Source organism: Centipeda flueggei ATCC 43531 (assembly GCF_000160695.1).
GTDB classification, from domain to species: Bacteria; Bacillota; Negativicutes; order Selenomonadales; family Selenomonadaceae; genus Centipeda; species Centipeda flueggei.
On the sequence record NZ_GG694010.1, the window covers coordinates 196,073 to 205,162 of the forward strand.

Sequence of the window (9,090 nt, forward strand, 5' to 3'; positions counted from 1 at the left end):
TGTGTCACTCTCTCGCTTACACTGGATACTATAACGAAGCGGATTTAAAACGTTTTGTGAAAGGCGTTAGGTTTCGATTAGGTTTAAGTTCCTCTATTTTAGGCTTGATCTAGCTAAGCAGCAGGCTGTCGCTGGCGAGCTCGCTGCCTGCTGCCTGCTCGAACATGGAGAGCAGATCACGCGTGGTCAGCCCTTCCTTTTTCTCCTGCGGCACATCGAAAAGGATGCGCCCCTCGTGAAGCATGATAAGGCGGTTGCCGTAGCGTAATGCATCCTTCATGTTATGTGTAATCATCAGCGTCGTCAGCTGATCCTCAGCAACAATCTGCTGCGTCAGTTCCAGTACCTTTGCCGCTGTCTTTGGGTCAAGTGCTGCCGTATGCTCATCGAGAAGCAGGAGGTACGGTTTGACAAGCGTCGCCATAAGGAGTGTCAGTGCCTGCCTCTGCCCGCCTGAGAGGAGCCCGACACGTGAGGAGAGACGATCCTCCAGACCAAGTTTCAGCCGCGCAAGCTTTTCACGGAATACATCGCGCATCTCACTCGTCGATCCCCATTTGAGCGTCGGTGTCTGACCACGCCGTGCGGCAATGGCGAGGTTTTCCTCGATCATCATACGCGCCGCCGTGCCCATCATCGGGTCTTGGAAAACGCGCCCAATAAACTTTGCACGGCGATGCTCCGGCCACTTTGTAATCTCCTCACCCGCGATGTAGATTTTTCCCGCATCGACAGAGATTGCTCCGGCGATGGCGTTCATCAGCGTGGACTTGCCCGCGCCGTTGCCGCCGATCACCGTGACAAAATCCCCGGGATTGAGGTGGAGCGTAATCCCCGAGAGCGCCTTTTTTTCCGTGATCGTCCCGGGATTGAAGGTTTTCTTAATGTCCTCGATCTGCAGCATTACTCTGCTCCCTTCTGCATCGCATGGTATTTCTCCTGAATGAGCGGGAGAGAGAGTGCAATCGCAACGAGAATGGCTGTAAAGAGTTTGAGATCATTCGGCTGCATGCCGAGTTGGAGAACAATTGCAATGACTGCACGGTAAACGACAGAGCCGAGCACGACAGAGATCAGCCAGTTCTTAAAGCTGCGCGTGCCGAACAGCACCTCGCCGATGATAACGGACGCGAGTCCGATAACGATGGTCCCCGTCCCCATGCCGACGTCGGCAAAGCCGTTGCTCTGTGCGACGAGAGCTCCGCAGACGGCGACCATTCCGTTCGAGAGAAGCAGTCCGAGAACAATCATCACGTCAGTATTGACACCATTCGCACGGATCATGTGCGGATTCGCGCCCGTCGCACGGATCGCTGTTCCAAGCTCCGTTCCAAAAAACCAATAGGTCAGCAGGACAGCAAGTACAACAACAACCGTCCCGATAAGAAGGACGTTCGTCGATGCGTCCAGCCCCCAGAGGTTCCACTGCGTAAATAGTGTCTCCCGCTGCAGAAGAGGCAGGTTTGCCTTTCCCATGACGTGCAGATTGATGGAGTACAGACCGATCATCGTCAATATTCCCGCGAGCAGTGCCGGGATCTTAAGTTTCGTACAGAAAAACCCTGTCACGACCCCGGAGATGCAGCCCGCCATACAGGCGGTAAAGATCGCGGTGATCGGCGCATAGCCCGCCATGAGCATCGATGCGGCAACCGCTGCTCCCAGCGGGAAGCTGCCCTCCACGGTCAGGTCGGCAATATCCAGTACCCGATAAGTCAGATAGACGCCCAGCGCATAGAGTCCCCAAAGGACCCCCTGCGCAGCGGTTGCTATGACAAGATCCATAATGTCACTCCCAAACTCCGTAAAAAGAGGCTGTTGCACGAAGGTCATTCACCTCGTATAACAGCCCTTTCCTGTATCCCTTCCACCGCTTCGCGGTCCCCCTTCCCCGTAAACGGGGAAGGCTAAATTAGCTCCTCCCGTTTATGGGGGGAGCGGCGAGCATGGCGAGCCGATGGGGGTATGCAGCAGTCCCTCTTTATGTCGATTGCTGTTACTCGACAATAGTCGCACTATTTAACACATCCGCAGGGATCGTCAGCCCGATTCTCTCCGCGTTCTTCTTGTTGATGACCACTGTGAGGTCATGTGCCGTCTCGATCGGCATCGCAGCCGGCTTCTTTCCTTCAAAGATGTCCGCCGCCATATTGCCCGTCTGTACGCCGAGTTTGTAGTAGTCAATGCCCTTCGTCGCAAGTGCACCGGCCGTAACACCGCCGACATAGCCGCAGATCACGCCTTTGCCCGCAGGATCCGTAATGCTCGTCAGGGTTGGAATGGCCGATGCAATCACATTGTCCGTCGGCTCGTAGAACACGTCCACATCATTCACCATACTCTGCGCTGCCTGCTGGATGTCGTTGACCGTCGAGATCGTCGCCGTACGCACCGTCAGCCCCTTCGATTCTGCGTAGGCCTTCATCGCCTTGACCTGAATCTCAGAATTGACCTCACTCGACGAGTAGATTGTACCGATGGTCTTTGCATTCGGATAGAGCGCCATGAGAAGATCGATCTGCTCAGCAATGGGCGCGAGATCGCTTGTCCCCGTCACGTTGCCGCCCGGTGCATCATTGGATGCGACGACCTTGGCACTGACATAGTCCGTCACGGCCGTCCCAACGATGGGGATATCCCTCGTCGCATTCGCGGCGGACTGTACTGCTGGTGTTGCAATCGCACAGATCAGGTCAACCTTGTCGCTGATAAACCGCTGAACGATATTCTGTAGGTTAGACTGATCCGCCTGTGCATTTTGGCGGTCAATCGCGAGATTCTTTCCCTCCTCATAGCCGCGTTCCTTCAGTCCGTCGACAAATCCACGGTTGGCATCATCAAGCGAGCTATGCTCTACGAGCTGCACAATCCCCACTTTGTAGGTTTTCTCGCCCTGCTGTGCCTGCTGTCCGCATCCTGCTGTCACGAGTCCAAGCGCCGCAAGTCCAAGCGCCGCACATTTCATCCATTTTTTCATCCACATCAACGTCCCATCATCGTCCATTCATCAGTCCACGAGTGTTGCATCCTTCAGTACATCCTCCGGAATCGTCAGCCCGAGCCGCGCTGCATTTCCCTTACTGATGACCAGCGTCAAATCGCGCGCCGTCTCGATCGGCATATCTGCCGGTTTGCTCTTGCCGTCAAGAATATCTGCTGCCATATCTCCCGTCTGCACACCGAGCTTATAGTAGTCAATCCCATAGGTCGCAAGGCAGCCGCCCGTCACCATATACGGCTCCGCGCAGATCACCGCCTTGCCCGCCGCATCCGTCACACTGACCAGCGTTGGAATCGAAGAAGAAATGACGTTGTCGGTTGGCTCGTAGAACACATCGACCTCACCGACAAGGCTCTGCGCTGCCTGCGGGATATCATTGACTGTCGATACGGTCGCGGCACGCACCGTCAGGCCCTTTGACTCCGCATACTCCGTCATCGCCTTGATCTGGGTCTCAGAGTTGATCTCGCTCGAGGAATACACCGTACCGATGATTTTTGCATTGGGATAAAGCTGCATGAGAAGATCAATCTGCTTCTTAATCGGATTCAGATCACTTGTTCCCGTTACATTCCCGCCGGGCTTCTCATTGGACTGCGCGAGTTTTGCACTCACGTAGTCCGTGATCGCCGTCCCGACGATGGGAATATCCTTCGTCACATTTGCCACGGACTGCGCCGCCGGCGTCGCAATCGCACAGATCAGATCCACTTTGTCGCTGACGAAGCGATGCGCGATGTTCTGGAGGTTCGACTGATCCGCCTGTGCATTTTGCCGGTCGATCGTGAGGTTCTTCCCCTCCTCGTAGCCGCGTGCCTTCAGTCCGTCAATAAATCCGCGGTTCGCTGCATCGAGCGCATTATGCTCCACCAACTGAACGACACCGATCTTATAGGACTTCTCACCGCCTGCCTGCTGATTCGTTCCGCAGCCTGAGAGAGAGAAAAGCCCGAGGGCGGCGACGCCAATAGCAACTGCCTTCATTGCCGTTTTCATCCGCATCGAATCTCCACCTTTTCTATCGTGTTAATTTTTCAATCTTTTTCATTATACATGCCAATGAAAAAAAAATCTAGTAGTCGTATGATGAAAAAATAATCAACAATCTACGTAAAAAGAACTGCTCCGAGCACATCGTTCCAAAGCAGTCCCATCATATTATTGTTTTTTCTCCAGCACGTCTTCCAGCGTATGCCATGCCAGCACAGCGCACTTGACGCGTGCGGGCATATTGGAGATGTTCTTGAGCGCAATTGCCTCATCGAGTTCTTCCAATGCTGCATCGTTGGTCACCTCACGCTTGATCATCGAGGTGAAAAGTTCTGCGAGCCGCTTTGCCTCCTCCACGGTCTTGCCGCGCATGAGGTCGATCATGATGTCCGTGCTCGCCTGCGAGATGGCACAGCCAACCCCAGTAAATGCGGCATCCTTGATGATGCCGTCCTCGATCTGGAGTTCGAGTGTAATCTCATCGCCGCAGCTCGGATTGTGTCCGCGCTCACGCACGGTCGCCGCTGCGAGCTCGCCCTTGTTCTCGGGCGAGCGGCTGTGCTCGCCGATGACCTCCGTATAGAGATCGCCGAGAGCCGTGTTCTCAGTCGGCATAGCCGAGCACCCCCCGTACCTTTTTCAGTGCAGCGATAAACTGGTCAATGTCCTCATGCGTATTGTAGAGGTAGAAACTCGCGCGGCAGGTAGCGTTCTGTCCGAGAAAGCGCATGAGCGGCTGCGCACAGTGATGCCCCGCGCGAATCGCAACGCCGTAGCTGTCGAGGATCGTCGATACATCGTGCGGATGAACATCCTTGACGTTGAATGTGATGATGCCCGTCTTATTTCCACGGGTTGAATCGCATCCATAGAGCTCCACAAAGGGCAGTTCCCGCAGCTGCGGCAGTGCATAGCTGAGAAGATCGCGCTCAATCGCCTCGATGCGGTCAAAGCCGATCTTGTCCAGATAGTCGATCGCCGCAATCAGTCCTGATGCACCGCTGACGTTCTGCGTCCCCGCCTCGAACTTTGCCGGCAATTCGGCAAACGTCGTCTCCTGCTCGCCGACATAGTCGATCATGTCCCCGCCAAAGAGGAACGGCGGCATCGCATCGAGTATATCGTACTTGCCATAGAGGACGCCGATGCCCATCGGGGAAAGCATTTTATGCCCCGAGAACGCAAAGAAATCCGCATCCATCGCCTGCACATCCACCTTGATGTGCGGCACGCTCTGTGAGCCGTCGACAACGACAACCGCGCCGACGGCGTGCGCTCGGTCGGCAACGGCGCGCACATCATTGACGAGTCCGAGCACATTGGATACCTGCGTCACAGCGACAATCTTCGTCCGCTCCGTGATCTTTTCTGCAATATCTGCCTCGGAGAGATTGCCGTCCTCGCCCAGATAGATATACTTCAGCACAGCACCGCGCGACTTTGCCACGAACTGCCACGGAACGATATTGCTGTGATGCTCCGAGATCGTAATGACGATCTCATCCCCCTCACGAACGTTCGCAAGGCCATAGCTGTACGCTACGAGGTTCAGTGCCTCCGTCGCATTCTTCGTGAATACGACCTCCTCCGGACGCGCCGCACCGATGAACTGCTGCGTGCGCACCCGTGCCCTCTCATAGATATCCGTCGCCTTGATCGAGAGCTCATACGCGCCGCGGTGCGGGTTCGCATTACAGTACGTACAGTAGTCAGCGACCGCGCGGATGACCGTCTCTGGCTTCTGCGTCGTTGCGCCATTGTCGAGATAAACAATGGGACGGCCGTTCATTTTTGTCTGCAGGATGGGAAAATCCCGCAGATACTCATTCACCTTGCGTTCCACCCAACAGTCTCCTCTCCAAATAGTCTCCAATCTCCGTGCGCAGTGTCTCATCCGTGATGCGCGCCAGCACGGGGGAAAAGGATGCCTCGACAATGAGCTGCTGTGCCGCACGCTCATCGAGCCCCCTGCTCATCAGATAAAACATCTTATCCGCATCCATCCGCCCGATGCTGACGGCATGATGTCCGTCCACATCGCCCTCATGGGAGAGCATCAGCGGCACACTTCGGTTGTGGGCATGAGGGGACAGAATCATGACCTCCTCATCTTCCTTCCCAACCGAACCGCGTGCCCCCTGGATAAAGTCCAGCGTTCCGCGAAAGTTCTTGACGCAGTGCCCGAGAAGTGCGCCGCGCACCTGCATATTGGCATCTGTATGCTGCCCCTCCTGACGGATGATATAGTTGAGATCGATCTTGCGTGCATCATCGCCGAAATAGAGCCCCCATACATCCGTACACGCCTGATCGCCTACGAGTGTCACCTGCAGTTCCGAGGCGGTATGCTGTGCGCCCGCCTCGACGAGGGTACAGGAAAAGCGGCCTCCCTTTCCCACCGCCGCATGGATCCGGCTAGCGGCAGGCGCATCTGTCGGAGCCAGCTGGATATAGGTCAGCGACAGCTCTGCACCGTCGGCAACCATTACCTCAATCTCCTGTGCACCGCTTTCACGCAGCTCCACCACATGATGCACGCATTCTCCTGCCGCTGCGGAGAGCTGTATTGGTGCAGCAGGCAGTGTGAGCCCATCGGGCACAGGCAGGTCGTTGACCCCCAGCCAATGCCATGTCGGCATAGGGATGCGGCTGAATCCATTGGCTGCTGCCATCATCCCATCGCCCCTTCCAATTCAATATTGACCAGATTATTCATCTCAACCGCATACTCAAGCGGGAGTTCCTTCGCAATCGGCTCAACGAATCCGCGCACGATCATCGCGCGCGCCTCCTCCTCGTCGATGCCGCGGCTCATCAGATAGAAGATCGCCTCATCACTGATGCGTCCGATCTTTGCCTCATGTCCGATGTCCACCGTATCACAGGCAACATCCATCACGGGAAGCGTGTCACTCCGTGACGCGGAGTCGAGCATCAGCGACTCACAGTTGACGGAGCACTTTGCCCCGACAGCACGCGGTGTCACCTTGACCCCACTGCGATAGATCGCGGCACCGCCCGACTTTGAGATCGAGCGCGTGCTGATATTTGCTGACGTATTGGGCGCATCGAGGATGACCGTCGCTCCCGTATCGAGTTCCTGCCCCTTCGAGGCAAAGGTGATCCCCGTGAACTCACAGGTCGCATTCTCCCCCTGCAGGATACTCGTCGGATAGAGCATCGAGACGTGTGAGCCGAACGAGCCGGAGACCCACTCCACGGCACCGTTCTTCTCCACCTTCACGCGCTTCGTATTGAGATTCATCATGTTGCGCGACCAGTTTTCGATCGTCGAGTAGCGCAGACGCGCCCCCTCCTTGACGAACAGCTCGACACAGCCCGCATGGAGATTCGTCACATTGTACTTTGGCGCAGAACATCCCTCGATGAAATGCAGGCTGGCGCCCTTCTCCACGATGATGAGCGTATGTTCAAACTGCCCTGCCCCTGCTGCATTGAGACGGAAATAAGACTGCAGCGGGATGTCCACCTGAATCCCCTCGGGCACGTAGACGAAAGAGCCGCCCGACCAGACCGCACCGTGCAGTGCAGCAAATTTATGTGCCTTCGGCGGCACAAGCGTCATAAAGTACTGCTGAACAATATCGCCGTACTCCTGCAGTGCCGTCTCCATATCCGTGTAGACGACCCCCTGCTTCACGAGCGACTCCTGAATCGAGTGATAGACCACCTCGGAGTCGTACTGTGCTCCGACGCCCGCGAGCGAGGACTTCTCCGCCGCGGGAATCCCCAGACGGTCAAACGTATCCTTGATGTCCTCGGGAACCTCATTCCAGTCGCCGACCATCTTCGCATCGGGACGGACATAGGTCACGATCTCATCCATGTCCAGCGCCGACAGATCCGGCCCCCATGCCGGCATTGGTGTTTCATGGTAGACCTTGAGTGATTTCAGGCGAAAATCAAGCATCCATGCGGGATCGTGCTTGCGTGCAGAAATATCACGGATGATCTCCTCCGTCAGTCCCGACGCAGACTTATACGCAGAGCGATCCTCGTTCGTGATATCGTAGATTGTGCGCTCAATATCGTCGATCTGGGTTTTCTTCTTTGGTACAAAATCCCCCATTCCTGCTCACCCCACTCTATCGTGCTCTGCAAGAATATGGGCAAAGCCTTCCGCATTGATCTGTTCCACGAGCTCTGCGCCGCCCTCACGAATGATCTCGCCTTTGGCAAGCACATGGACAAAATCCACCTTCAGCTTATCGAGGATGCGTGCGTTGTGCGTGATAATCAGACAGGCATTCTCAGCTGTATGGAACTTTGCAACGCCCTCAGAGACGATCTGCACCGCATCGACATCAAGCCCGGAGTCCGTCTCATCGAGGAGGGCCAATTTCGGCTGGAGCATGAGCAGCTGCAGGACTTCGCTGCGCTTTTTCTCCCCGCCGGAGAAGCCGACGTTCAGATAACGCTGTGCATAGCTCGGATCAATCTTCAGCTCTGCCATCATCGCATTTAGTTCCTTGCGGAAGGCGATCAGCTTCTCCTTCTTGCCTGTAACCATCTGGCGCGCCGTACGGATCATATTCTCGACCGTGATCCCCGGGATCTCCTCCGGTGTCTGGAAGGCGAGAAAAAGCCCGTCACGTGCACGCTCATAGGACGGCTGCTCCGAAATATCCTTCCCATCAAAGACAATACGCCCATGCGTCATCTCATACTTTGGGTGCCCCATCATCACGTTCATCAACGTAGACTTGCCTGACCCATTCGGGCCAAGAATAACATGGACCTCCCCCTTGCTCACCGTGAGATTGACACCCTTTAGAATCTCCTTGCCCTCAACACCGGCATGAAGATCGGTGATCTGCAGCAATGTATCTGACATAATAAAAACTCCCTTAGCTTTACATCTGTATTGAATCCTTACAAAAATACTCGGGATTAACATTTCACATTGTAGGGGCTTTCATATAAAAAGTCAATAACTTACAGAGCAAACCATAAACAAAACATATAATTGAGACTATGTTTCATTTATCCGAGTGAGAAAGGGAAATCCGAAGCCAAGGAAAAGGGACAAAAAAGCTGCTGTACTCAGACAATATTGTCATCGTACAACAGCTGCGTAC

9 protein-coding genes are annotated in these 9,090 nt (G+C 55.2%); all 9 read right to left on the bottom strand.

Annotated elements, in window-relative coordinates; all coding sequences use genetic code 11:
* Window positions 1-109: 109 nt before the first annotated feature.
* On the bottom strand, window positions 110-904 hold the full coding sequence (locus tag HMPREF0908_RS10305; protein WP_006691443.1) for an ABC transporter ATP-binding protein: 795 nt from the start codon (window positions 902-904) through the stop codon (window positions 110-112).
* Complete coding sequence (locus HMPREF0908_RS10310) at window positions 904-1,785, bottom strand: ABC transporter permease (RefSeq protein WP_040572748.1); 882 nt, start codon at window positions 1,783-1,785, stop codon at window positions 904-906. Before HMPREF0908_RS10310 ends, HMPREF0908_RS10305 begins: the two co-directional genes overlap by 1 nt.
* Window positions 1,786-1,996: 211 nt before the next feature.
* On the bottom strand, window positions 1,997-2,983 hold the full coding sequence (locus HMPREF0908_RS10315; RefSeq protein WP_040572749.1) for an ABC transporter substrate-binding protein: 987 nt from the start codon (window positions 2,981-2,983) through the stop codon (window positions 1,997-1,999).
* Between the two features lie 24 nt (window positions 2,984-3,007).
* Entirely contained in the window at window positions 3,008-4,003 is a 996-nt protein-coding gene (locus HMPREF0908_RS10320; RefSeq protein ID WP_006691446.1) for an ABC transporter substrate-binding protein, read from the bottom strand.
* 156 nt (window positions 4,004-4,159) lie between these two features.
* Window positions 4,160-4,606, bottom strand: a complete 447-nt coding sequence (gene sufU / locus HMPREF0908_RS10325) for a Fe-S cluster assembly sulfur transfer protein SufU (RefSeq protein ID WP_006691447.1) — start codon at window positions 4,604-4,606, stop codon at window positions 4,160-4,162.
* Window positions 4,596-5,834, bottom strand: a complete 1,239-nt coding sequence (locus tag HMPREF0908_RS10330) for a cysteine desulfurase (RefSeq protein WP_006691448.1) — start codon at window positions 5,832-5,834, stop codon at window positions 4,596-4,598. Before HMPREF0908_RS10330 ends, sufU begins: the two co-directional genes overlap by 11 nt.
* Window positions 5,815-6,666 (bottom strand): SufD family Fe-S cluster assembly protein, encoded by an 852-nt coding sequence (locus tag HMPREF0908_RS10335; RefSeq protein ID WP_006691449.1) that lies wholly within the window; start codon window positions 6,664-6,666, stop codon window positions 5,815-5,817. The genes HMPREF0908_RS10330 and HMPREF0908_RS10335 overlap by 20 nt, the downstream gene beginning before the upstream one ends.
* On the bottom strand, window positions 6,663-8,081 hold the full coding sequence (gene sufB, locus HMPREF0908_RS10340; RefSeq protein WP_006691450.1) for a Fe-S cluster assembly protein SufB: 1,419 nt from the start codon (window positions 8,079-8,081) through the stop codon (window positions 6,663-6,665). The genes HMPREF0908_RS10335 and sufB overlap by 4 nt, the downstream gene beginning before the upstream one ends.
* Window positions 8,082-8,087: 6 nt before the next feature.
* Window positions 8,088-8,846, bottom strand: a complete 759-nt coding sequence (sufC, locus tag HMPREF0908_RS10345; protein WP_040572738.1) for a Fe-S cluster assembly ATPase SufC — start codon at window positions 8,844-8,846, stop codon at window positions 8,088-8,090.
* Window positions 8,847-9,090 lie beyond the last annotated feature (244 nt).

Excerpts from the sequence above, each read along its gene's own strand:
- sufB (WP_006691450.1), bottom strand. The coding sequence starts at position 8,081 with ATGGGGGATTTTGTACCAAAGAAGAAAACCCAGATCGACGATATTGAG.
- HMPREF0908_RS10310 (WP_040572748.1), bottom strand. The coding sequence starts at position 1,785 with ATGGATCTTGTCATAGCAACCGCTGCGCAGGGGGTCCTTTGGGGACTC.
- HMPREF0908_RS10305 (WP_006691443.1), bottom strand. The coding sequence starts at position 904 with ATGCTGCAGATCGAGGACATTAAGAAAACCTTCAATCCCGGGACGATC.
- sufC (WP_040572738.1), bottom strand. The coding sequence starts at position 8,846 with ATGTCAGATACATTGCTGCAGATCACCGATCTTCATGCCGGTGTTGAG.
- HMPREF0908_RS10315 (WP_040572749.1), bottom strand. The coding sequence starts at position 2,983 with ATGTGGATGAAAAAATGGATGAAATGTGCGGCGCTTGGACTTGCGGCG.
- HMPREF0908_RS10335 (WP_006691449.1), bottom strand. The coding sequence starts at position 6,666 with ATGATGGCAGCAGCCAATGGATTCAGCCGCATCCCTATGCCGACATGG.
- HMPREF0908_RS10320 (WP_006691446.1), bottom strand. The coding sequence starts at position 4,003 with ATGCGGATGAAAACGGCAATGAAGGCAGTTGCTATTGGCGTCGCCGCC.
- sufU (WP_006691447.1), bottom strand. The coding sequence starts at position 4,606 with ATGCCGACTGAGAACACGGCTCTCGGCGATCTCTATACGGAGGTCATC.